Annotated in this window: 23 protein-coding genes and 2 pseudogenes; all 25 read right to left on the bottom strand. The window is 31.7% G+C overall.

The window, feature by feature from the left end:
• Positions 1 to 5: 5 nt before the first annotated feature.
• Positions 6 to 752 (bottom strand): phage replisome organizer N-terminal domain-containing protein, encoded by a 747-nt coding sequence (locus BQ7400_RS10150; protein ID WP_065355236.1) that lies wholly within the window; start codon positions 750 to 752, stop codon positions 6 to 8.
• A gap of 2 nt (positions 753 to 754) precedes the next feature.
• Positions 755 to 2,407, bottom strand: a complete 1,653-nt coding sequence (gene mobQ / locus BQ7400_RS10145) for a MobQ family relaxase (RefSeq protein WP_049691251.1) — start codon at positions 2,405 to 2,407, stop codon at positions 755 to 757.
• 247 nt (positions 2,408 to 2,654) lie between these two features.
• A complete protein-coding gene (locus BQ7400_RS10140) occupies positions 2,655 to 2,984 on the bottom strand; it encodes a DUF3847 domain-containing protein (RefSeq protein ID WP_028078447.1) in 330 nt (109 codons plus the stop codon).
• Positions 2,985 to 3,067: 83 nt separating this feature from the next.
• Positions 3,068 to 3,484: a sigma-70 RNA polymerase sigma factor region 4 domain-containing protein gene (locus tag BQ7400_RS10135; protein ID WP_001074477.1), complete on the bottom strand. Its 417-nt coding sequence runs from the start codon at positions 3,482 to 3,484 to the stop codon at positions 3,068 to 3,070.
• A gap of 265 nt (positions 3,485 to 3,749) precedes the next feature.
• On the bottom strand, positions 3,750 to 4,334 hold the full coding sequence (locus BQ7400_RS10130; protein ID WP_000791747.1) for an MptD family putative ECF transporter S component: 585 nt from the start codon (positions 4,332 to 4,334) through the stop codon (positions 3,750 to 3,752).
• 10 nt (positions 4,335 to 4,344) lie between these two features.
• The gene (locus BQ7400_RS10125; protein ID WP_025194627.1) at positions 4,345 to 5,049 is read right to left on the bottom strand and encodes an energy-coupling factor transporter transmembrane component T; all 705 of its coding nucleotides are present in this window, start codon (positions 5,047 to 5,049) and stop codon (positions 4,345 to 4,347) included.
• Position 5,050: 1 nt separating this feature from the next.
• Positions 5,051 to 6,556 (bottom strand): ABC transporter ATP-binding protein, encoded by a 1,506-nt coding sequence (locus BQ7400_RS10120; RefSeq protein WP_028078446.1) that lies wholly within the window; start codon positions 6,554 to 6,556, stop codon positions 5,051 to 5,053.
• Positions 6,557 to 6,558: 2 nt separating this feature from the next.
• Positions 6,559 to 8,268 (bottom strand): ABC transporter ATP-binding protein, encoded by a 1,710-nt coding sequence (locus BQ7400_RS10115; protein ID WP_004837644.1) that lies wholly within the window; start codon positions 8,266 to 8,268, stop codon positions 6,559 to 6,561.
• Positions 8,261 to 10,000, bottom strand: coding sequence for an ABC transporter ATP-binding protein (locus BQ7400_RS10110; protein WP_072470442.1), 1,740 nt, complete (start codon positions 9,998 to 10,000; stop codon positions 8,261 to 8,263). The genes BQ7400_RS10115 and BQ7400_RS10110 overlap by 8 nt, the downstream gene beginning before the upstream one ends.
• A 140-nt stretch (positions 10,001 to 10,140) precedes the next feature.
• On the bottom strand, positions 10,141 to 10,659 hold the full coding sequence (locus BQ7400_RS10105; protein WP_000708365.1) for a ClbS/DfsB family four-helix bundle protein: 519 nt from the start codon (positions 10,657 to 10,659) through the stop codon (positions 10,141 to 10,143).
• Between the two features lie 50 nt (positions 10,660 to 10,709).
• Positions 10,710 to 11,282, bottom strand: a complete 573-nt coding sequence (locus BQ7400_RS10100; protein ID WP_000079884.1) for a TetR/AcrR family transcriptional regulator — start codon at positions 11,280 to 11,282, stop codon at positions 10,710 to 10,712.
• 75 nt (positions 11,283 to 11,357) lie between these two features.
• On the bottom strand, positions 11,358 to 13,196 hold the full coding sequence (locus tag BQ7400_RS10095; RefSeq protein WP_072470441.1) for a recombinase family protein: 1,839 nt from the start codon (positions 13,194 to 13,196) through the stop codon (positions 11,358 to 11,360).
• 39 nt (positions 13,197 to 13,235) lie between these two features.
• Positions 13,236 to 13,730 (bottom strand): annotated as a pseudogene (locus BQ7400_RS10090) (type IV secretory system conjugative DNA transfer family protein); the annotation flags it as partial.
• A gap of 41 nt (positions 13,731 to 13,771) precedes the next feature.
• Positions 13,772 to 13,936, bottom strand: a complete 165-nt coding sequence (locus tag BQ7400_RS10085) for a transposon-encoded TnpW family protein (protein WP_070606374.1) — start codon at positions 13,934 to 13,936, stop codon at positions 13,772 to 13,774.
• 104 nt (positions 13,937 to 14,040) lie between these two features.
• Positions 14,041 to 14,409, bottom strand: coding sequence for a nuclear transport factor 2 family protein (locus tag BQ7400_RS10080; protein WP_070606376.1), 369 nt, complete (start codon positions 14,407 to 14,409; stop codon positions 14,041 to 14,043).
• Between the two features lie 10 nt (positions 14,410 to 14,419).
• Positions 14,420 to 14,641: a hypothetical protein gene (locus BQ7400_RS10075; RefSeq protein ID WP_154274324.1), complete on the bottom strand. Its 222-nt coding sequence runs from the start codon at positions 14,639 to 14,641 to the stop codon at positions 14,420 to 14,422.
• A 67-nt stretch (positions 14,642 to 14,708) separates the two neighbouring features.
• Positions 14,709 to 16,214 carry a cardiolipin synthase gene (cls, locus tag BQ7400_RS10070; protein WP_072470439.1) on the bottom strand — a complete coding sequence of 502 codons (1,506 nt, stop codon included), beginning with the start codon at positions 16,212 to 16,214 and terminating at the stop codon, positions 14,709 to 14,711.
• Between the two features lie 64 nt (positions 16,215 to 16,278).
• Positions 16,279 to 17,253, bottom strand: coding sequence for a choloylglycine hydrolase (gene bsh, locus BQ7400_RS10065; protein ID WP_070606383.1), 975 nt, complete (start codon positions 17,251 to 17,253; stop codon positions 16,279 to 16,281).
• Between the two features lie 103 nt (positions 17,254 to 17,356).
• Complete coding sequence (gene mobQ, locus BQ7400_RS10060) at positions 17,357 to 18,817, bottom strand: MobQ family relaxase (RefSeq protein WP_072470438.1); 1,461 nt, start codon at positions 18,815 to 18,817, stop codon at positions 17,357 to 17,359.
• Between the two features lie 240 nt (positions 18,818 to 19,057).
• Entirely contained in the window at positions 19,058 to 19,378 is a 321-nt protein-coding gene (locus BQ7400_RS10055; RefSeq protein ID WP_070606385.1) for a DUF3847 domain-containing protein, read from the bottom strand.
• Between the two features lie 93 nt (positions 19,379 to 19,471).
• On the bottom strand, positions 19,472 to 20,143 hold the full coding sequence (locus BQ7400_RS10045) for a class I SAM-dependent methyltransferase (RefSeq protein WP_257876529.1): 672 nt from the start codon (positions 20,141 to 20,143) through the stop codon (positions 19,472 to 19,474).
• A gap of 103 nt (positions 20,144 to 20,246) precedes the next feature.
• Entirely contained in the window at positions 20,247 to 21,917 is a 1,671-nt protein-coding gene (locus tag BQ7400_RS10040; protein ID WP_072470436.1) for a recombinase family protein, read from the bottom strand.
• 54 nt (positions 21,918 to 21,971) lie between these two features.
• Positions 21,972 to 22,544: pseudogene (locus BQ7400_RS10035) on the bottom strand (type IV secretory system conjugative DNA transfer family protein); the annotation flags it as partial.
• A 44-nt stretch (positions 22,545 to 22,588) separates the two neighbouring features.
• On the bottom strand, positions 22,589 to 22,795 hold the full coding sequence (locus tag BQ7400_RS10030; RefSeq protein WP_019117252.1) for a hypothetical protein: 207 nt from the start codon (positions 22,793 to 22,795) through the stop codon (positions 22,589 to 22,591).
• Between the two features lie 197 nt (positions 22,796 to 22,992).
• The gene (locus BQ7400_RS10025) at positions 22,993 to 23,484 is read right to left on the bottom strand and encodes a PcfB family protein (protein WP_072470434.1); all 492 of its coding nucleotides are present in this window, start codon (positions 23,482 to 23,484) and stop codon (positions 22,993 to 22,995) included.
• Positions 23,485 to 23,490 lie beyond the last annotated feature (6 nt).

Genomic DNA, 23,490 nt, shown 5'->3' with positions numbered 1-23,490 from the left:
TGAGATTATAAATGTTCTCCCTTGTCATAATCTTCAAGGGTATATACTGTTGATTTACTACACTCCTTTAATTTCCCTTTATCTTGTTCATACCAATGAATTAAGGTCGCATAATGGTCTTTGTAGTTTCTTCCTGTGCTTTGCATATAAGTCGAAAGCTTTTCTATCATTTTCTCCCTATGACCTTGCATTTTATCCTTTAACTTTCCATATTCTTCATCTGTTAAGGAAACATTTTTATATTCTCCGTAAAAAACGGGGGATATTTTTTCTATCTCCCCCTCTTTTTCTAACTCTATATCTATTTCTTTCTCTATATCTCCGTTGCAATTTTGTTGCAAAAGGTTGCAATGTGTTGCATTAGTGTTGCATTGCAACGCTTTTTGTCCTCTCGATTTTCTCGAACGCCTTGTAGACGCTGTTTCTGAACCTATAAGACTTGGGATTTCTGTTAAAAAATACTCGTCATTTTCTGTGATTATCTCCATCAATCCTTGTGCCATAAGATAGTTCACTATAACCATTACATCATCTTCCGTTTCATCAATCGTTAAGGCAAGCTCTTTGATAAAGTCTGTTTCTACTCCATCATAATACAGCTTCCCACTATCTTTTAAGCTAAGTAAAAGCAATTTAAGATAAATGATTGTATAGGTATCTCCTCCTGATATTTTTCTTAGCCTTTTGATTCTCTTATCTGTAAAAAAATCTTCTTTCAATTTTAACCAATAGTATCTTCTGTTGTCTGCCATTTTTATCTTTCCTCCCCTTTATTTTTATAATTTTCTTTAGCCTTTTCTTTTGCTTTTTGTTTGTACTGACCCTTTCTTTCCTCTTGCTCTTGAAATTTTTTCAGTTGTGCAATTACACTTGGTTTATCTCCCCTCTTAATTGCCTTGTCTATCTCTATAGATAAATCTATTCCATACTCGTCACCCACAATCTTTACTGCATATTTGATATGATCTATCTGCTTAAATTCGTCTTGAACTTTAGCTTTATCTTCAGTTAAGTCTTGTATCTCTTTTTCAAGGCTTGATATTTCTTTCTGCCAATCACTCGACTTTATAGCTGATGTTCCAGTAAATTTTTCTATAGTCTTTCTTGCTTTTTTGTAGTTTTCAATTTCATCTTTATGTGAATTGTTAAATTTATCTTTAAGAAAAGTTTTATCTTTATATTCCTGATATACCGCCTTATTTTCTTTGATGATGTCTGCACAAATAAAGCAACGATTTAACTCCTTTATTCTTTGGGTTTTGCTTTGAATATCTTCACTTATCTTTTTACTTTGCTTTGCCAGTTCAAAAACTTTTTCTTGTAGGTCTGCTATGGTTTGAAGATGATTATCTTTTAGATAGTAGATTGCTTTTACAAATCTCTTTAGGTCTGCATTTCCCTTTTTTATCTGTCCATAGTAGGATAGATTTTTTGTTTTTTCTCCCTGTATTTCGTTGTAGATAGAAATATATTCATAAAGGTTAAAGAGTTCTGCTTTGTTCTCCAGTTCATCTTTCTTGGTCTGTTTATACCCATCGTATTTTGCTTGCAGATTTCCAAGTAAAGAGTCTATCCAAGAAGTGATTTCTTTTATCTTGTTCTTGATAGCTTTTACTAAAGAGTTATGTTTTTTTATTTCTCTGTTGATGTTTCCTTTGTCGGTTTCGATTCCTTTTTTCTCTAAGGCACTGGCACTTGCTCCCATGTGAATGGTTGGGATTTCTTCTATCCCTTGCCTTTTGTAGGAACGATGATCCACTCTCTTTTCTTGATGATTTTTTTCTAAATACTGATTACAAAGTCTTGCAAAATTCTCTCTCCATTTCTCTGCGTTTCCTTTATTGTTCCAGTCTGTCAGCTCTACTTTTCTTGTTTTGTAGTTCCCGCTTTTTAGTTTTATCTTTTCTCCATTTTCATCAATTACATATTCTTTTTTGCTTTTTGCCTGCCACTCTCCTTTTTCATTGATTGGTCTGAGGGTAGTCATAATATGTGCATGGATATTATTATTTTCTTCATCACTTTCATCATGGATTGCAAGGTCTGCTATCATTCCTTTTGATACAAAATTTTCTTGTATGAAGTCGGTAATGAGTTTCTTATTTTCTTCAAAGGATAATTCTTTTGGTAAGGCGATAATGAAGTTTCTTGCAAGCTGTGCGTTACTTGCTTTCTCATTTAGTTCAACGCTATTCCATAAAGTAGTTCTATCTTTTAATGCTATGGGAACATTCTCCGGCAAGAAGATTTCTGAATGTAAAAGTCCTTTTTTATTATGATAGTCATGAACTTCTCCATCCCATTCATTTTTGATTTTCTCACAAGAGATATATGCTGCACTTGCAACTGCCGATTTACTTTTTCCTCTGCTTATCATGGAAATATTAAAGTGAAATGTTTCTGCCATCTTCATAAGCTCCTTTCATTTTTTATTTGTTTTTAGGTAAAGGAAAAAAGCAGACAGGCTATTTTTTGTATCTTTTCCTATCTGCTTTATCCGTATATTTTTATTAAGTTTTGGATTTTTTAATACTTGCTAAAATCCCTTAGTTTTTCTAAGGGCGCAATTATACACCCTAAAGGGTGTTTTGCGTTCTGCGAAGCTTTTTGCCCTTGCAGGGAGCTTCTGAAAAAACTAAGTTTTTTTATTCTGTTCACTCAATATCTGTTTCATCTTCCATATCTTTTCCATTTATCATTTCTTCATAGGCTTGTCTGTATTCTTCTGTATCAGTAGCAACTTTAAGTAGTTCTTCTATCTCCTCATTGGCAAACATAAGGGAATTTTCAATTACTCTTTCTACTATCAAGCCTCTTTGTATGAGCCTGTGATTTCTTCTTTTTCGTTCCTTTTCATTTGCCAGTTTTTCTAATTTTTTGCCTTGATTTTGTAATTGTTTCAGCTTTACATCGCACTTTTCTCTTTCTTCCTGAAGTTCAGAAATTTGTTCCTGTACTTCCTGTAATGTTTTTTCTTTCTTCATTTTTAATTCCTCCGTTTTGGTATCTGCTTGTTTCCATAAAGAAAGGTTAAGCACCTTTTTTGACACTTAACCTTTCCAAGTTTTTAGATTTTATCTTCTAAAATCTTTCTCAGTTTTTCTAAAATCCTATCCCTCCTCCCACTGATTGCTTGATGTGTAACTTTCTCTCTTCTGCTGATTGACCTTAGACTTTCTTCTTTGTAGAAGATGGCTTCCATTAGTTCTCGTTCTTCTTTTGTAAGAGTATTTAATGCTTTATGAAGTTCTTCAATTCGCATTTTTACTTCTACAATTTTTTCTAAGTCTATCTTTTCATCTATGATGTTATCTACAAAGTGTCCATCATGATCCAGTGCCGAAAATGGTATTACATTATGCTTCCAATCTTTTCTTTGGAGATACTTTTCATGCTCTGTTATCTTCCAATAGGCTTTGTAGACTTCTTCACTTACAGGTACGGCTTTGCCTTTTACATAAAGGTAATATTCTTTCTTTGCCACTTAGTCATCCTCCTTTTTAAGTTCTCTGTTTTGGTTTTGAGAATAAAAAAGGAGGACTTCTACACTTTGGCGTAAAAAGTCCTCTCGGCTTAAAAACTAATGTTTTATATAATTTTCTATTTGGTCGTTTCTGGTAAAGTATTATTGCTATGTGTAAGCAATTCCAAGAATAAAAAAGGATAATTATATCGTTCTGTGAAAACCGAAACTATAAGTTTTGACATAATTATCCCTCCATTATTTTCCCTCCTAAGTAAATTTATTATTAAATCACTCCTGCTTTTTCAAAATGCTTTTTGAGTATCTTTGTTGCAACGAATGCTCCTATGCAAGCAAGAACAAATGTTATCAAGGCAAAGCCTACTGCCCATGAAACTTTGAAATAAGATAATGCTTCATTTATTTGTGCTTCACTCATTTTCCATTTTGATGCTCTTTCCACAAAAGAAGCTGTTCCGAATAAAATCACAGGAATTACTGTCCCTAAAAAATCCGCTAATGCAAATATCCCATATCCAATAATCATTCGTCCCTTGCTCTCATAATTTCCTATAATCAAATCACATATAATTCCACCGATTACAGCAAAGACTGCATGAGGCAAATGTCCTCCTGACAATGCAATTAAACCAAGAAGCGTTCCTGATATTGTAAATACGCCCTTCTTTTTAACTTTCAAAGCCATAAGGATATAAACGGTAGCAGCTACCATAAAGCTAACTCCTGAAGCAATAAATCCTCCAATCACTGTTGTTGCCATAGCAAATGCAACCGCCATGTATATGACAATTCCAATTGCATTAAAGATTCCGATTGTAATAAAATCACGACCATTTAATTTGTTTTTCATAAAAGTCCTCCTAATAAATTTTCTGTATTACTATCACAAGAGCAATCATCAAAGCTCCTAATAGTCCAATCAACAAATCCGTTGTTCTAAACCTCAATTTTGTTAATGTAACCCTGTTCTCATCACTATCAAGTCCTCTAATGAGTGCTGAAGCTGACAGTTCATCTGAAATCTTAATCATTCTCATTAAAAGCGGAACAAGCGTATATTCAATATATTTAATTGGATGTAGCAAGGGGAAAAATCTACTTGTTACGATTCCTCGAATCTTCATATTCTCTTTTAATGCCTTGAGTTCTATTTTTATAGTTGGTACAAACCTAAGCAAAACACTAAAAGGTATACCAATGCTTCTTGGTACTTTCATTCTATTTAATGCTTCAAGCATTTCACTTACACTTGTAGTCTTTGTTATATATCCACCAAACATAGCAATTAAGGTCATCCTTGATGCAAAGTAAATAAACATATATATTGCAAATACGATACTTGCTTCACAAAACTTTCCAAGCCATAACTCTATGCAGTATAAAATCACAAAAAACAAAATAAAGCGTAATGCTCTTTTCCACATACTGCTGTATACATACAGAAAAAAGGCAAAGAGAATCAGTCCGAAAAGTAGAATTGTATCGCTTATAAAAAAGCTCGTAAATCCAACAATTGGAAGTAGAGTAAGTTTTATTCTCGGATCGACTGTTTTTCTATCCATCAAGTTATCTACCTCCTCTCATCTTGTCCAATATGAGAATTTTATTACTTTCACTCATATTCAAAACACTTTCTATTTTTCCATCTCCCATTACCCAGAGCTTACTCACTGTGTTCGCTAAAAACTCAAAATCATGACTTATTACCAAAACTGTTATCCCTTTTTTTAATTGTTCTTCAATCAGTTTTGCGACTGAAAGCATTGAGTCTTTATCACAACCTGATGTTGGTTCATCATAGATGAAAACTTTTGCCTGTTTCATCATTCCACAAGCTATTGTCAGTCTTTGTTTTTCTCCTCTTGATAAAGCAAACGGATGCTTATCTATATATTTATCTAAGCCAAGAACATTCAAAATAGACTTTGCCTTTTGGGTATTTTCTTTTTTATCTTTATTTGAAATACCAAGCAGCATTTCATCAAGTACACTTTCCGAAAATAACTGATAGTCTGAATCCTGAAATACAAAATATGACATATCCATTAAATCTTTACGATTCAACTCTTTATCTTTTTCCGCCCATATTTTCCCCTCTTTTATCTTCTCAAGTCCTGAAATTACCCTTGCAAAAGTAGTTTTCCCAGTACCATTTAACCCAATAAGACCAATGGCTTTTCCACACTCCATATTGAAATCAAGATGATTTAAGATGTATTGATTTTGCTTATTTCCAACCTTAGTTGCACTTGGGTAACAAAATTTCAAGCCTTTCCCACTGATACTTTCATCATTTAATTGATATAAATCTTTCTTCTCACTTATCCTGTATTCTTTTAATTCAAGAGTTCTTAGTCCATTATCATCCCAAAACTTCCCTTCAAGATGGATAACTTCTTCCCGACTCAAGTCCTGTGCAATCTCTCCATCTTTAACCAAAAGAAAACGGTCAAATAAAGATTTTACATAGTACAAACGATGTTCAATTAGAACAACAGTTGTTCCCTTTTTCTTTAATTTTTCCAAAATTAAAAATAGGTCAAATGTTGCTTTCATATCCAAATTTGCTGAAGGCTCATCTAAAATTAAAACTTTCGGATTCATTGCATAGATGCTTGCAATAGCTATCTTTTGTTTCTGCCCGCTTGATAATTCAAAAACAGATTTTCCTTTCAGTTCCTCAATATCCAGCTCTGCATATACTTCTTCTACTCTCTGTTTGATTTCATATCTTGATTTGCAGATAGTTTGAAGCCCAAAAGCTATTTCTTCATCTGTCGTTGTCGTGAAAAATTGACTTCTTGGATCTTGAAATACAGTACCTACAATACGCCCTATTTCATGAAGCGATAATTTGCTTATATCTTTTCCGGACGCAAAGGCTTCTCCTTGCATTTTGCCTTTGTAATAATGTGGAATAAGACCATTCATTACACTTCCAAGAGTACTTTTACCACTTCCACTTTTCCCTGAAATTAAAACAAATTCACCTTTTTTAATTTCAAGATTGATATTTTTTAAAGCAGTTCGCCCATCTTCCCATTCATAAGAAACATTTTTTAACAAAATCATGATTATACCTCGTACTGAGCTTTCCATAATTTTGTGTAGTAACCATTTTTCGCAAGAAGTTCACCATGCTTTCCTTTTTCAAGTAAATTTCCTTTTTGAAATACGAGAATTTGGTCAGCTTTTTGAATTGTTTTTAAATGATGAGCCACTACAAGTACAGTTCTATTCTTTGCAAGTTCTGTAATAGCATCCTGTATCAAAGATTCATTTACAGGATCAACATTACTTGTCATTTCATCAAGAATTAAAATCGGTGCATCTTTTAGAAAAGCTCTTGCAATAGATATTCTTTGTCTTTGTCCACCTGATAAAATTCCTCCATTTTCGCCAATATCAGTTTCATAACCTTTTGGTAAACTCATAATGAAATCATGTATTCTTGCTTTCTTTGCAGCTTCAATGATTTCCTCTTTTGTAGCTCCTTTTTTACCTACTCTGATATTTTCTTCAATCGTGTTATCAAACAATTGAACATTCTGCATGACAATGCTAATACGGTCTAAAAGCTCATCATAAGGAATATCCCTTATATCAATTCCTCCGAGTGTAATTTTTCCTTTATGCACATCATAAAATCTTAGAAGTAAGTTGGTTATAGTGGTCTTTCCACTACCTGATTCTCCAACTAAGGCTGTCATTGTTTTTTCAGCAATAGAAAAGCTCAATTTTTCCATTTTAAATTCATCTTTTTCATAGGAAAATCCAATGTTATCAAAAGCTATATCATTATCTTTCGGAACAATTCCATTCACTTTATCCGGGATTACATCTGCATATAAAATTCTTGAAAGTCTTTCGTAACTATCTACCGCCGAAACATAGTTCATATAGTGTTGTTCCATAGAAGCGAACGGCTTATAAAACTCTTTTGAAATTACTGCAAAGATAATAAAATTAAGTACATCAAGACTTCCCTTTATAACAAGTATTGCTCCTGCAATTAAAAGAACTAAATATCCAATATCCAGTAAAAACCCAAATATAGATAGCTGTTTTGCCTTGAATCTTGAAGCTACTTTGCTTGTTTCTCCAAACTTTTTTGTCTTGTTCATAAGCTCATTATCCAAGCTTTTATTGTTTGAAAAACTCTTTAGTACAGGTATTCCTCTAACATATTCAACAAATAAGCTAACCATATCAAGAAGTGCTGAATTATTCTGATTCTCTATTCTTTCAGATTGCTTAATTGTCAGATATAGAAAGACAAGTGCAATCGGAACAGATACAGCCATTAGAATAGCAAGTTTGAAATCAATACTTGCAAGACCGATAAATACGACTGCACCTATCAAAAAATCGCCAAACATTCTCGACCACATGTGTCCTACAACAAGAGACATATTATCAACATCTTTGTGTAAAATTGTATTGATCTCTCCCAGTCTTTCATTGGTATAAAATCCCAAACTGAATTTTTTCAATTTAATAATCATGCGTTCTCTGATTTGCTGAACAATATCAAAACCTGCACTATGCTTTTTCATATCTGCAACCATATTACAAATGCCTTTGAATACTACAAGTAACCCAATTGCAATAAAACCTTTATATAAACTTGCTAAACTCGTCCCATCAAATATCTGAAACAGTATAGAAAATACGATAACAATCATGGCTATGGAGCTTAGTCCATAAAGGGCAAAGAATACACTTGATATAATCAAATCTCTCTTGCCGGTTTTTGTAAGCAGCTTTAACATTTCTCTAAACATTTTCTGTTACCACCTCTTTCAAATTCCATCTATCTACCTTGTTCTGTGCTTCAACCATATCCTTATAGAACTCACATCTTTTCATCAACTCTTCATGGCTTCCTGCATCAAGAACAACACCCTTATCCATAACTATAATTTGGTCTGAATCTCTAATTGTGTTTAGATGATGAGCAATTGTAATAATGGTTTTATCCTTGCTTAAATCGTCAATTGCTTCGCCGATTAGTCTTTCATTTTCACTATCAACAGCTGCCATTGCTTCATCTAATATTAAAATCGGTGCATTTTTCAGTATCATTCTTGCTATGGAGATTCTTTGTTTTTCTCCACCAGATAACTTAACTCCCATTTCACCTACTCGTGTTTCATATCCATTTGGCAATGCTGAAATAAAATCATGGCATCTTGCTTTTTTAGCAGCTTCTATGACTTCTTCTTTTGTTGCATTTAGTTTTCCAATTGCTATATTTTCAAAAATACTTAAATCAAAAAGGATAACTTCTTGTTGCACACTACCAATCAGCATTGAGATATTATCTTGACTATATTCTTTTATATCTTTTCCATTTATCAGTATTTGTCCTTCATCTGCATCCCAAAATCCCATAAGCAAATTAGATACAGTACTTTTCCCACAACCACTTGCTCCTACAAAGGCGTTCAAACTATTTTTCTTAAAATTCAAATTGATATGTTTAAGCTCAAAGCTATCTTTTCCGTATGCAAAATTCACATCTTTAAATTCTATATTTCCAAATTCTAAACCTTGTTCTGTCTTTTTCTTTGGAAGCGGAACTGTTAAAACTTTTCCAATCGCCTTTAGTGCTTCCTTAAACACAATAGAAAAATGTTGCAATGTAGCCGTCTTACTTATAGATGCAGTAAAAGCAGACGATAAAATAATGGCAAGTATAAAATTAGGGGTTGTAATATTTCCATAGTAAAGAAATATACTTCCCAAAATCATGACAATAACTACTCCAATTTCCATAAATATGTCAATGAGTCCCATTGGAATTGTAATTGCTCCCATGCTCTTTTTAACCCAGTAAATATATTCTCTTGCCGTTTTTAATGTTCTTTCACTAATCTCCTCTTCTTTAGCAAAAGCCTTAATCACAGAAATATTTTTTACATATTCCATTAGCTCTTCTCTCATCTTATTTTCATGGTTAAAGTAAATAGCAAAGTTTTTATCCATTGTTTTCTGTGAAAGAACTTTTACCAAATACATGAGTGGAACTCCAGCAATCATTCCAAGAGCAAGACGCCAATCAACAAAAATCATAGCTACAAAAATAATGGTAGGCAGAAGTGTAACTGCCATTATTTCAGGAAGACCATGGGCAAGGTATACTTCCACTTGCTCTACATCATGTTGAACAATGTTGGTAAGCTCTCCTGTATTATGTTCTTTAAAGAATCCCAAACTTAGTTTTTTCAGATGACCGATAATATCTAACCTAAGTTCTGTTAATTTTTCGTATGCTTTCTCATGGGCAACCTTTGTTGCAAAATAATAAAACACTCCTTTTAATACAAACGATATAAAGATTCCCAAGAATATATACTTTAAATTACCTTCGTTAATATTGTTTGTGATTAAAGAACTAATCAAATATACAAGTAAGATTTGTGGTATCAAATCAAATACTATTTTTAAAGCAAGAAGTGAATTGGATAAACTATTTTTCCCAATCACTTTTTTCCTTAATTCTTTTTCCGGCATGAACAACTCTCCTTTCAAAATTGAATAATATTGAATTTCAATTCAGTATTAAGGTTTAAAGTAAGACTTTGCTGATTACGCAAAGTCTATTTTATCCGATCACTATATTTTTTTAAATTACTGTATCAGCAAATCAAAAATTATAGCACAATCTTTTTCCATTTTCTAATCTTAGTTCTAAACGTTCCAAAAGGGGCAACCGTATTAACATGAATAAACTTATAAACTTCCCATGTCGCTGTTTTAGTAGCTTCATCAGCCCATTTTCTCATATGCGGTTGAAATAATTCTTCTTCACTTAGTGTATCAATCATTGTATAGATAGATATAATATTTTCTTTCAATCGTTTCTTTAATTCTTCTATCGATAAATGAGCATAAGTATCGGTAAACCACTGATATAATTCTCCAAGTTGATTCCATTTAAACATATCCGACGGTGTCTTTACTTCAAAACCGTTTTTCTCATCTTTTTCCCATTTCAAAACTAATGTTGTCCATCCGAGTTGATAAGCAAGATTTTCTGCTGGTGTTCTGTCAACTTCAGGGACTCTCTTATCTTTGAGAGATTCAGGAATAATATCAAATTCAGAAATATACTTTTCAAAACTTTTATTTATCTCAGATTTCAGTTCTTCTTTATCTTTATATATCTTCAAAATATCTCCTCCAAAAATTTAAATTTATCGCATTTAAATATCAAATCAACTTACAATGATTCCACTCCCTTGTAATAACACTTTGCAATAAGTTTTAGCATATCTTTTGCCCACTTTTCACTTTGATAATGCCTTGCTATTTCAAGAAGTCCCTCTGTAAAGTTACTGGCTAAAATATGGGCAAGCATTGGATCATATTCCTGTTTCGATTGTCTTTTTAAACTTACTTCAATATGAACCTGCATTTGCGATATGAGTTTTTGTTTTGCTTCTGTATGCTTTGTACCTGAGCTTTTATCCATTAAAATAATTAACTTCTTACGATCTTTTAAAAGTTCATGAATATAATTTTCTCCAACTTCATCAAACCTTTCAGAAGCAGAACCTTTTTCCAAAGATTCTTCCTCATTAAAAGCTGACTCGAAGTTTATATAAACAGAACTTACTACTGCATCAAACAAAACTGCCTTATTTTTGAAATAGGTATAAATTAGTGCCACAGGAATATCTGCTTCTTTTGCAATTTCTGTTAATTTGGCACCTCTATAATCCTTTTTATAAAATACTTTTTCTGCTGCTTCGAGTATTCTATTTCTAACTTCTTCTTTTAATACTTGTGCCATAGCACACCTCTTTCTATTCCAATACTGAATATATATTTAATAATAAATCAAAATTCAATATTTGTCAAGATAGGTTTAAATATTTGTTTTTATATACTCACTCACCGGTATCCCCACTCTTTTCAAAACCTTTATTTTCTCCTGTTTCTTCTGTTCTCTCCTTGCCTTATATTTATCTTCATACTCTTTCTGTTTTCCGCTTGCTTTTCGTTTCAGGTAATTTTGATGTAGCTTGTCTTTTCTTTTCTTTATTTTTCTTTCTTCTTCCTCAAGTTTTTGTTTTTCTTCATCACTTAACTCCGCCTGTGGCAGTTCATAATTGCCTATGAAATTAAAGTAAATTTCTATCTTTTGCTTTGATGTCTGACTTCCTTTTCTATCTCTTTCATGTACGACAATCTTTTCTACAAACTCATTTATCATTGTGGTTGTAAGTTCATCAAAGTTTTCATAACGACTGATAAGAGATATAAATTTTTTAGCTCTGTCTGTTTCTTTTTCATATCTTGATACCTGCTGCTCCAAATCCTTAATTTCTTTACTTAAAGTTATCTGCTCCGTTTCATATTGGTTATTTAGTATTTCATATCTGCTATTTGGTATTTTGTTAAGGATCATATCTTCATAGATACGACACATCAGTCTTTCTAATTCCTGTAATCTTCCTTTGCTGTCAATAAGCCTTGTGCGTTTCTTTTCTATCTCTATTTTTTCCTTTTCTTCCATTTCATTTTGAATGGAACGGATAAAGGCTTCATTATCTTCATTAAGGTATTTTTTAATATCTTTTAGTGTTTCCCTAATAAGGTTTAAGACCGCTTCTGCTTTTATTCTGTGTGCTGATGGACAAAGTGTGCCACAAGGTGTTTTGGTATAGGCACTGCAAGTGTAATAGGGAATATTCTTATAATTGCTTGTTCTATGAACATACATCTTGCTCCCACAATCTGCACAATGCATTAGTCCTGTGAGTGGGTGATATTCTCCCCAACCGTCAGGATACCTTTTTACATTTCCTCTTATCCTTTGCACATTATCAAAGGTTTCTTGGTCTATGATTGGCTCGTGTGTATTTTCAAAAATAAGCCAGTTATCCTCGGATACATATTTGCTTTTCTTGTCCTTGAAGTGCTTTCTTGTTTTGAAATTGACTGTATGCCCCAAGTATTCCTGTTTCTTTAAAATGCTTGCTATTGTTGAGCTGCACCAACGATAGGGATGTTCAAAGTTTTTGCTTTGATATAGTCCATAGCCTAATTTCTGTTGATGATAGGCGGGTATATCTACTTTTTCACTCTCCAATATCTTTGCTATTCGATACGGACCATTGCCTTGCATGGTCAGGTTAAATATTCGCCTTACTATCTCTGCTGCTTTTTCATCTACTATCCATTTGTTTTTATCTTTTTCATCTTTGATATAGCCATAAGGCGGTGTGCTTGCAGTATGTTTCCCACTTTCGCCTTTTGACCTGAAAGTCGATTGTATTTTTCTTGATGTATCTCTTGCATACCATTCATTCATGATATTTCTAAAGGGAGTAAAATCATCTTCTCTGTAAAAACTATCTACATTATCATTGATAGCGATTAGTCTTACGCCCTTTTGTCTTAGTATCTCCATACATTGACCGACTTTGAGATAATCTCTGCCAAGTCTGCTCATATCTTTTACAATGATACAACCAATATTTCCTTGATTGACTCCGTTCATCATTGCCATAAATCCCGGTCTGTCAAACTGCGTTCCGCTGATTCCGTCATCTGTAAAATGGATGATGTTGGTTAAATTATTCTTACTTGCATATTCTTCAAGGATTTTCTTTTGATTAACGATTGAGTTACTTTCTCCTTCAAGTTCATCATCTCGACTTAATCTCTCATAGAGTGCTGTTATCTTTTCAAAATTCCTCACTTTTACCCCCTTTCTCTTAATTTTTCAATAAAAAAAGAATTAAGAAGTACATATTTCACTAAAATAGTGATTAAGTGTTCTCCTTAATTCTATTACTCCTGCTGCCAGCTTATATTTCTTATATTGCTTGACTGCAAAATGACTTGGGTCTTTCTTTTCAAGAGCTTCAAAAAGCCTATCAATTGGGTTCATATAGGTCTCGTCATCTTCTCTGACTTCACTTGCGTCAATCATATCCAAAAGTGTCTTAAAGTTCTTTTCTTCTTCTGGTGCTTCATAATAAATATACCCAATAAGAGCAGTGTAATATAACTTTTCAGCCTTTACCCAAAAATCTTCTCCTGCCTTTTCTCCATCTCCCTTGGTGTTAGCAATTATGGTTTGGACAAGCTTTAAAATATCTTTTTCACTTCTCAAGTATGCAAAGGGATTGTATTTCATAGATTTTTTAAAGTTTATTGTATTTAAAATCTTTATGTCATATCCATTTTCATAAAGCATTTTTCCACACTCTAACACAAGTGTGCCTTTTGGGAAGATTTGTCAAGGACATAAACAAAATTTCTTTGAAAAATTTATATCTTTTCTGTTTCTCTCTTGATTAGCTTTAATATTTTATCCTTGTATGTTTCGCCTGTACCTTGCTTAAAATGTAGGTTTACAGTATATTTTGTCTTCCCAATATCCATAACTAACTGTTTATGTGGTGGTACTTGTATTTTTCTTCTTTCTTCTTCCATAAGTTCTCCTTTCCATTTTTAGACAATAAAAAACAGCAAACCATTTTTGATTTACTGTTACTGTGTTAGTTTTTATTAAATTGCTTGATTTTCAAAATTGAAATTTACCTAATGCGTTTCCCAATTTTCATTTTCTTACGCCATTCTGGTGCCAATCCATCATAAGACCAATATTCATCCATATCAACAATCAAATTATCTTCAAGATAGATAAAACTTACTACATGAAAAGACTCACTATTATCTGTTGGAAAAACCCGACAAGCTAAAATAATAGTATCTTCATTTTCTTCAATTCTCTCTATTTCTCCGTTCCAATTTCCGGGATATTCACAATTTGCCCTTATATACTCATCTAAGGTAAAAAACTCATTTGTGCAATGCCATTTTATAACAGCATTCTTTTGAAAATATTTCCTAAGTTCTTCTGCATTTTGTGATAAAACCGTTTTGAAAAATCTATCTATATCCATAGTAATCACCTTAAAACCAATTCACTTTTTCATCTCTAAACAATGGTGTTTCACTCTCTTTGTAAGGATTGTAGTTATTACAATTACAGCCAAACTCTTTCAATACTTTTATCTTATTATCGGCTGTCCAAACAATCAAAGAAATACCGTCAAATTCTTCAACTTTCCCTGTAGAGATACAATTGATGTGAGACCAAAAACAGGAAATTCTCTCTCCTGTTTTTGGTCTCACATCATTTACAAATGTACACTTTCTCAACAAATTATAATTTTCTATTTATCTAATTTTATTATATCGTTTACATTATTGGAGCAAATAATCTTAAAATAGCTTGCCATAGTCCTTTAAATAAACCATTTTTTGCTTCTCTTTCATCTACTTTATGTGATTCTTTAAAGGAATCCTCAAAATCTTTTTTGATATCTTTTATTACATTTGTATCCTTCATATAAATACCACATTCAAAATGTAAATATAAACTTCTATAATCTAAGTTTATTGTTCCTACAGTTGCTATTTCATCATCGGATAAAAATACTTTGCTATGTACAAAACCATTCGTATAAGTATAAATTTTTACTCCACCTTTAATTAATGTATAAAAATAAGAAGAGGTTAAATCATATACAATTCTTTTATCGGGTATTCCAGGAACAACAATTCTGACATCTACTCCTCTTCTTGCAGCTAAGATTAAACTATTTATCATATCTGTATCAATAATTAAATAAGGTGTATAAATATAAACATACTTTTTCGCTTGATTGATAATATTTAGATAAATATCTTCGCCGGTTATAACATCATCTAATGGACTTTCCCCATAAGGTACAACGAAAGCATTTTCCTTATACTTTTCAGTAAAATTATATTTGTATTTATTATAATCATTATCTTCTTTTTTAAATGAATTCCACATTTCTAGAAACATAACAGTAAAATTCCAAACAGCTTCACCTTTTATCCTAATTCCATTATCTTTCCATACTCCTAATTTACTATTTATATTTATATATTCATCTGAAATATTAATTCCACCAGAAAAAACAGTATGTCCATCAATTATCATCATTTTTCTATGATCTCTATTATTCATAATAATACCTGCAAATGGCGATAATTTATTAAATTGCATACATTTTATTCCATATTTCCCCAGTAACTTTGGATAATTACTAGGTAGCATAGCAAAAGAACCCATATCATCATATAATACTCTTACATCTAGTCCTGAATTTGCTTTTTCTTTTAATATATCTAAAATTCCTTGCCACATAGTACCATTATTAATAATGAAATATTCTATAAAAATAAATTTTTTGGCTTTTTTTAGTTCTTCTAACATAACAGGATAAACGTCATCACCAAGAGAATAATAGTTTATCTCATTGTTTTTCGTTACAGGAAATCCTGCAAATTCACTTATATATTTTAATTGTCCTAAATTTTTAGTATCGATTTCTTTTTTTATAAATTCATCTTGTATTAAGTATTTTTGACCATTTTCTATATTTTCATTAATATTCTTTAAAACTTTACTTCTTTTCATATTATTACTAAGTATGATATATAGAAGTGTTCCAATTAATGGAAAAAGCATAATCAGTAATATCCATATTAAATCGCTACTTAATCTTTTACTATACTTGATAATCATTAAAACAATTATAATACTAAGTAAACCATAAACTACATGAATAATACTTATAAATTCTCCAAATTTTAAATATATAAATAATGTTAATAGAATTTGTATTAATAAACCTATTGCTACAACAATTCCTCTTTTTACTGCCATCCACATATTTTTTCTCCTCATACTAATTCATTTTTATATGTAATACTTTTATCTTCTTTATAGATAAACATTAATTTTGAGTTCTTATCTGTTCTTCCTTTATCAAAGGATAACGAATAAGTACATTACTATCTAGATTTTCTTTGTGCATATCAACTGCTGTTATTTGATGATTATCATATGTTGTATAATAATAAATTCCCTTATTTACATTACAGCAAGATGTATAAATTGTTATTTCAAATTTATCATCACCTAAATCACAGCATCCTCTTTGTTGATCAACGCTACCTAAAATGTGAAAAAATTGACTAACACTTGATTTTTCATCTTCTTTAGAAAAAGAATTTAATTTAGTATACGCTACTCTTATGAATCTTGATTGCGATGATAAATCACCTGGTAGACCTATTGCTCCCATTCCTCTACTATATAAACTTAGATCTAATTCTTTACTAAATTTATTCTCTGGAGATTTAGGTGATAAATACATATAATTATTTAAGGCAAACATTTGCTTATCAAAAGATGGATTATTAGTTAATACCCCTACTGGATTATCATATATTTTTATTCCATCAATAACAGACTCTACAGTTATTGATTGTGTGCTATCGGAAATAATCCAATGTAAGCTAGCTAATGGTAATTTATCACTAAATGGAGTATTTAACACATTCATTTTTTCAATCAAATTTCTAGCTTCATTTACATTTGAACATTGGCTTAAAATCCATGGTATCAGTTCAAATTGAGCAACATTATCTTTTCCTTCCTGTTTTTCTTTATAATGAGCATTTCCAACAAAATTTAAACCTGCTATTGCTAACCCTTTTTCGTTTATTGCATCGTAATATAATGGATAATCTTCAGTAACAAATGCCATTCCAATTATCGCATAATGACTCTTAATGTCATCTACTTCTCTAAATTTAAATTCAAAGTTTCTTGGTGTTATTGTTACTTCATCTCCATATGAAAATTCATAATCCAATGTTCTTCCAAAATAAAAATCTTTCGTTTTATAAGTTGCTGCTGTACACATATTCTTTCCCTTCTTTCTAATACTATTTCTTATCTTTTATATAACTCTCTTTAAAATTACTATTTAGTGATTATATTTAATTATACCATTTTTTCACTTAGTTTTATAGGTCTAACTCATTCCTCTTTACCTGTGATAGTTGTTTTTCTTGTTCCTGTAACTGCTCTATACAGGTCTTAACTTTTTCAGCCTGTTCTACTTCTTCTCGTATTTCTAATATTTTACTATATAGGCTCTTTTTATCTTTCTTCAAAGTGGTAAGTTCCGATTTCCATTTGGATATATTTAAGGTCTTACTTTCCCCTAAATGCTCTTTGAGATGTTTCCTTGCACTTTCAAATAGAATAAGCTTCGCCGTATGCTCATTATAAAAATCTTCCTGTTTTATTTTCTTTAACTTTGCATAGGCTTTGTAGATGTCCTTGTACTTCAAATATTTTTCTGACTGGTCGATGAGTTGTGTTTTTTCATCAATCTTTTTCTCGGTATCTTTTAAGGCTCTTGTGGTCTTGTAATTCTTATCTCTTAAAGTAACTATACTTTCTTTCAGTTCAGATAAGGAAATAATGTTTTTCTCTTTTAAGAATTGATAGCTTTCGATGTATTTTTCTAAATCTGTATTATGGTTATCTGCATTTTTACGGATAAGATTTTTAAAAACGGATAGCAAATTTTCTTTGGATGGGAGGGTAGATTTGAGATTATCAGTTTCTGCCTTTTCTTCTTTTCCTATTCCTCTTATCCAATTTAGTAAGGCTTTTATTCTTCTTGCAATCTCTTTTAATATCTTATTCTGATGTTTGATTTCTCGGTTGATATTTCCCCTGTCGGTATTTATGCCTTTCTTTTCCATTTGGGTGGCTGATACGCCTAAATGAATGGTCGGTATTTGTTCTATGCCCTGTCTTTCATAGGAACGGTGATCCACTTTTTCCTGTATGCTATTTTCTTCAAGATATTTATTTGTAATATCTGCCCATGCTTTTCGCCAATGCTCTGCTTTGTCTTGTTCGTTCCAATCTACTGCATTTATTTTCTTTGTTTTGTAGTTGCCATTTTTAAGTTTTACTTTCTCTCCGTTTTCATCAAGGATATATTCCTTTTTTGATTTTGCTCCCCATGTTGTATCTTCGTTTAGCGGTCGCATAGTTAATAGAATATGTGCGTGTGGGTTTCCGTCATTTTTATCATGTAGGGCAATATCGGCACACATACCAACTTTCACAAAATTTTCTTTTACATATTCCCTTACAAGTTCTATCTGTTTTTCCCTGTCTAATTCTTTGGGTAAAGCAATTTCGATTTCTCTTGCAAGCTGTGAGTTTTTACTTTTTTCTATTTTCTCAACACTGTTCCATAATACAGAACGGTTTGAAAATTCTTCAGGTGCATTTTGCGGTAATAGAATTTCGGTATAGGCTATTCCGCCTTTTCTTGTAAAGTCATGGACTATTCCGTCATATTCGTTTTTTATCTTTTCGCCACTACGATAGGCGGAAGCTGCTACTGCACTTTTGCCTTTTCCTCTTGAAATAATCTTTATACTAAGATGATATATCGCCATAAGAAAAAACCTCCTCTCTTTTTTAATGTGGGGACGATGGCGATGATAAAGACTTACTAAAAAAAATCGGATTGCTTTTTATCCGATTTCTTTTGGGAAGTACACAAGGGGTAGGAAATTTATTTCCGTAGGGGAGTGTAGCTCCCCTGTATCAGCGTTAGCTGATATGCTCTCTGCAAGAGCCTTCGGAGAACGCACACACCCTTTAGGGTGTATAAGTGCGCCCTTGTAAACAAGGGACTATTCCTCTATGTCCGTTTCTTCCTCTTGGTTTTCTGTGTTTTGATTTTGATTTTCTTTTCGCTTTTCTATGATTTTTAAGATTTTTTGATTGACTTCTTCTTTGATGTTTGGGAATGTGATTAGCTGATAAAATTCGTCTTTGGTAAAATCCTTGCTTTCAATAAAGATACTTTCAAAGACTGCTCCTTTTTCATAAATCCGTCTATCCCTTTTCTTTCGTTCTTCCTGTTTCTGTTGACTGATGAGCTTTTTTCTTTTGTTTTGTAACTGCTTGATTTCTTCTTCTGTCATTAAAATTTTTTCATCTATGTTTTTCATTTCTGTTTTCCTTTCTTCTGTTTTTGGACAAAGAAAAAACAGTAAACCATTTTTGATTTACTGTTAGTGTGTTATTTTTTATTAAATTGTTAGTTACTTCTTTTTCTTAAAAACCACGACTCCAAAAAATGGACAAATAGCTACCGTTTTTACTAACTCCATATTTGCTTTTTCTGACCAATGTTTCAACTCTTTCATAGAATAGAACCAATTATCCTTGGGACTATTTTCTCTCATATCTTCAACCGTATAAACTTCATTTTCTTTAAGGTATGGTTCTATATAATTTTTATATATTTCTTCAGGCGTGGTTTCTTTTAATAAAAATCTATATACCTTATTAAATAATTCGGTATCCTTTTCTGCGTCAAATAAAAGCATGGTATCGCACAAATAAAAATAACCATCCGTTGTAAGTATCTCTGAAATATTTTCTAACGACTTTTCTTTATAATCCCATGGCACTTGATGGAATGCTAACATACTAATAACTTTATTAACGCTTTGATTGCAATTTAATGCTTCAAAACTTCCTTGAATATATTTTACATTTCCATTACTACGATTTATAGCTTCCTGTAAATTATCTGCATTTGGCTCAATACCAATAACTTCATCTGAAAAATTACTACATACCTTTGAAAAATTTCCCCAACCACAACCTATATCCATTACCTTATCGCTTTTTTTCAATTCAGCTAATTTAAGCATAAGATTAACTAACTCATCTTTACTTTCGTAGGTTTGTCTCCCATCGGGACTAATAAGTTTGTTAATGTATTTATCTAATAATGCTGTCCAATTTTCAGCGATATTCTACCTCCTATTTATATTTTTATTGTCTAAATTACTAAATATTATAGCATTTTTAAGGTGCTTTTTCCATATCAGCTTTCTGTGGAATTTGACAGTTCCCTATAAAGTTAAAATACACATCGACCTGTTGTTTTCTCTCCTTGCCTTTTCTTCCTCCTGTTGCTTCATGGACTACAACTTTTTCTATATACTCATTTATCATTGGTACTGTCAGTTCTTCAATATCGGTATATTTTTCTATCATCTTTAAGAATTTATCAGTATCAACTTTTCTCTGATGATAACTTTCTATTTCATCTTCAAAATACTGTATTTGATTTTCTAAGTCTTGTTGCTCCGTATCATAGGTATTAAATAATCTATCAAAGTGTTTTACAGGAATTTTTCCAAGTGCGTGGTCTTCATATAGCTTTGTAATAAGGGTTGTTAATTCTGCATTTCTTGATGACAGTTTCTCTAACTTTTCTTTATCCCCTTGATACTTTTCTTCTCTTTTTTCATCGGACAATTTGTTCATCACTTTTAGAAATTCTTGTTTATCTTCTTTGGCAAAGTCTGTGATTTCTTTAATTGATTTCAAGAGAATTTCATTCACTGTCTTTACTTTGATGTAGTGCATACTGCAAGTGCCTTTTCTGTGTCTGTAATGTTGGCACACAAAACAATAATCACAATCGTATTTCTTTTCTTTATGTTCTGCCGGCTCTCTGTAACTTAACTTTCCTCCACAATCAGAACAGATTAAAAGTCCTGTAAATGGGTGGGAGGTTGTACCATACTTTGGGCTTCTTCTTACTGTTTTTCTTAACCTTTGAGCATTATTCCATGTTTCTTCGTCAATAATCGCTTCATGGGTGTTTTTGAAGATAATGAGTTCATCTGCTTTCGCCTTTCTGCGTTTCTTGGTTTTGTAGTCTACACTAATTGTCTTTCCCAATACAGTATGTCCCATATATTCTTGCTTTTCTAAGATATAGCTTACTGTGGTTGGTGTCCAAAAATATGGGTCTTCTATTCCTCTTTTCTTGGAGCTGTGGTTATTTTCAGGATAGTGTATTTCTGCATAGGCTGATGGAATAAGGACTTTATCTTTGGTTAGTATATCTGCTATCTGAGTTACTCCATATCCCTCTATTACAAGCCTATAAATGCGTTTTACGACCTTTGAACTCTCTTTATCGACAAGTAGCTCCTGTTTGTTCTTAGGGTTTCTATAATAGCCGTATGGAACGCTTGGTGATACTCTTTTACCCTCTTCCATTCTTGCTCTGAAGATAGATTGTATTTTTCTTGAGGTATCTCTTGCATACCATTCGTTCATAATATTTAGAAATGGGGTAAAGTCGCTTTCTGCTTGTTTTTCACTATCTATTCCGTTATTGATAGCGATAAACCTCACTCCCTTTTCTTTGAAAAGTATTTCGGTATAAAAACCTACTTTGAGGTAATCTCTGCCAAACCTGCTCATATCTTTTACTATCACAGTAGATACTTTGTTTTCTTCTACTGCTTTTATCATATTTTGAAATCCCTCTCTATCAAAGGTCGTTCCGCTTACTCCATCATCGGTATAGTGATAGATATTTACAAAACCGTTTCTTTTCGCATAGCTTTCAAGCAGCTGTTTTTGATTGGTGATGGAATTGCTTTCTCCTTGCATTTCGTCATCACGACTTAAACGCTCATAAAGGGCTGTTTGTCCTGTTCTTTTCGTATTTGACATGAGAATTACCTCCTTTCCAAGTTTTTGTTATTTTCTCTGTCCCTAAAAGGTTAATCCTTTTGGATCGGTCACTACATATGAAGAGTGCATTTGCATGAGATTCGGCTTTACAAAGAACCTTGTTTTACCACTTCCAGAACCTCCAATTACCAATACATTTTTATTCCTAGCATATTTTGGATTTTTAGGTCTATTGTTCATGGTAAGTCTTTCAGTTTGAGTTAGTAGCACATTGTTTTCAAACTTCTTGTCAATGTATGGCTCAATATCTTTTTCATTTCCCCATCTTGCCGATCCATATTCTCTGCCCTCTCTAAACTTTTTTGCTTTTTTCTTTTTCTGTATAAGGATTAACTTGATAACTACTGATAGAATTAGACCGGGTATCAGGTTTTTTATTTTTAATGATGGAATATATTTTAAAGTATCTATTTGACTAAAAGCCACTAGAATTCTATCTATTATATCTCCTCCTACATAAGAGTTGACATGGCTTGCAAAGATATTTCCTATATAAAAAAATAAGAGGTAAGGAAAATTTTCTAATACAAATTTCTTCTTATCTCTTATCTTAAAAACATTTTTTATATCTTTTATTATTTCATTTAGTATTTTCGAATTAATCACTTCCTCTCCATAAAAAAGAGTAGATTTCTCTACCCATTAGTATTTTATTTATCTTTTTTATATCTTATTACTGGAACTTGTTTTATTTTTTTACCTATCTTTTTTCTTTCCAAGACAAACATCATATTTTCATTTCTTTTAAAATATCCTAAATCTTTATGATAACTTATACCACACTTGCAATGTAATAGACCTATAAACTGTTGTCTCATCTTTGAGTTACATATAGGACATATTCTTTTATTTGTCATTTTGAACCACCATTATACTTATATTTTACTTTCAAAGGTATTTTTTAGTTTCTTTCCTAAAGCTTCTGCTCTCATTTTTTATCTATAGATAAGAGAAATTCTTCTACTGGATGATTCCAATCTTCTTTTTCATAGTATTCAACAATAAAGCTATTCATGCCTTCTCATCATATATATTATATATCCAAGTGTTTTTATTATAAACTTTGTTCCTGATGTTTATGTTTAACCTTATCTCTGTCAATAGTATCTTTGACTTTATCCTTGAAGTTATTAAGCCTTTCTATTACAGATTTTCTCTTTCTTGACTTATCTTTATTAAATTTCTGGACTGTCTTTTTAAAAGCTTGTTCCATTACTTTTATATCTTTTGCTTGAAAAAAGATAATGTTGTTTCCATTTTCTAAATCTTTCTTTATAGAAAATTTCACCCCATATCTTTTTAATTCTTTTTTCAATGTTTTTAAGTCTATGTCATTTAATTCTAAGGTTTCTACTTTACCTTTTTTTACAAGGTCTTTTACTTTTACTTTTTTAAATTTTTCTAAGGGTCTTGACTGTTCTATCTGTGTTTTATGTTTATTTATCTCTAATATTTTCTTCATCAAATTTATAACTTGCTTGGCTGTAACTATCCCCGCTTTTTTTACTATGGCTATTGTTCTGCTATTTATATCATCATTTTGCATTCACTC

This window comes from Urinicoccus massiliensis (assembly GCF_900120405.1).
GTDB lineage: Bacteria > Bacillota > Clostridia > Tissierellales > Peptoniphilaceae > Urinicoccus > Urinicoccus massiliensis.
Note: the sequence above shows the minus strand (reverse complement) of the source record. Positions and strands in the feature narration are given on the sequence as shown.

Coding starts and splice junctions, on each gene's coding strand:
- BQ7400_RS10150 (WP_065355236.1), bottom strand. CDS start 752: ATGGCAGACAACAGAAGATACTATTGGTTAAAATTGAAAGAAGATTTT.
- mobQ (WP_049691251.1), bottom strand. CDS start 2,407: ATGGCAGAAACATTTCACTTTAATATTTCCATGATAAGCAGAGGAAAA.
- BQ7400_RS10140 (WP_028078447.1), bottom strand. CDS start 2,984: ATGAAGAAAGAAAAAACATTACAGGAAGTACAGGAACAAATTTCTGAA.
- BQ7400_RS10130 (WP_000791747.1), bottom strand. CDS start 4,334: ATGAAAAACAAATTAAATGGTCGTGATTTTATTACAATCGGAATCTTT.
- BQ7400_RS10120 (WP_028078446.1), bottom strand. CDS start 6,556: ATGATTTTGTTAAAAAATGTTTCTTATGAATGGGAAGATGGGCGAACT.
- BQ7400_RS10115 (WP_004837644.1), bottom strand. CDS start 8,268: ATGTTTAGAGAAATGTTAAAGCTGCTTACAAAAACCGGCAAGAGAGAT.
- BQ7400_RS10110 (WP_072470442.1), bottom strand. CDS start 10,000: ATGCCGGAAAAAGAATTAAGGAAAAAAGTGATTGGGAAAAATAGTTTA.
- BQ7400_RS10100 (WP_000079884.1), bottom strand. CDS start 11,282: ATGGCACAAGTATTAAAAGAAGAAGTTAGAAATAGAATACTCGAAGCA.
- BQ7400_RS10085 (WP_070606374.1), bottom strand. CDS start 13,936: ATGGAAGAAGAAAGAAGAAAAATACAAGTACCACCACATAAACAGTTA.
- BQ7400_RS10080 (WP_070606376.1), bottom strand. CDS start 14,409: ATGGATATAGATAGATTTTTCAAAACGGTTTTATCACAAAATGCAGAA.
- cls (WP_072470439.1), bottom strand. CDS start 16,214: ATGTGGATGGCAGTAAAAAGAGGAATTGTTGTAGCAATAGGTTTATTA.
- bsh (WP_070606383.1), bottom strand. CDS start 17,253: ATGTGTACAGCAGCAACTTATAAAACGAAAGATTTTTATTTTGGAAGA.
- mobQ (WP_072470438.1), bottom strand. CDS start 18,817: ATGGCGATATATCATCTTAGTATAAAGATTATTTCAAGAGGAAAAGGC.
- BQ7400_RS10055 (WP_070606385.1), bottom strand. CDS start 19,378: ATGAAAAACATAGATGAAAAAATTTTAATGACAGAAGAAGAAATCAAG.
- BQ7400_RS10040 (WP_072470436.1), bottom strand. CDS start 21,917: ATGTCAAATACGAAAAGAACAGGACAAACAGCCCTTTATGAGCGTTTA.
- BQ7400_RS10030 (WP_019117252.1), bottom strand. CDS start 22,795: ATGACAAATAAAAGAATATGTCCTATATGTAACTCAAAGATGAGACAA.
- BQ7400_RS10025 (WP_072470434.1), bottom strand. CDS start 23,484: ATGCAAAATGATGATATAAATAGCAGAACAATAGCCATAGTAAAAAAA.